This is a genomic window from Psychrobacter sp. 16-MNA-CIBAN-0192 (assembly GCF_040309565.1).
Taxonomy (GTDB): Bacteria; Pseudomonadota; Gammaproteobacteria; order Pseudomonadales; family Moraxellaceae; genus Psychrobacter.
The window spans coordinates 1-252 of the sequence record NZ_JBEOOX010000505.1; the positions used below are offsets into that span (position 1 = coordinate 1).

At 46.4% G+C, this 252-nt stretch carries 1 protein-coding gene; it reads right to left on the minus strand.

What is annotated here, in order from left to right:
* On the minus strand, positions 1 to 252 hold a 252-nt coding region (locus tag AAEY78_RS14140), incomplete at both ends, for a DDE-type integrase/transposase/recombinase (RefSeq protein ID WP_352340035.1).

Below are 252 nucleotides of genomic sequence, written 5' to 3' on the forward strand. Positions count from 1 at the left end.
GCTATCTCTTGATTTAACGCCGCCATAACCATATCCGTGTTCATGCGATTAGAGACTTTACAGCCCACAATAGCGCTGGCAAACACATCAATAATAAAAGAGGTATAGACCCAGCCGCTTGTTGTCTTTATATAGGTAAAGTCAGCCACCCATAGCTGGTTAGGGCGGTGGGCATTAAATTTGCGATTGACCAAGTCGTCAGCGCGCTTTTGATCGTCACGGCTGTTGGTGGTAATCTTAACCTTAACGCGC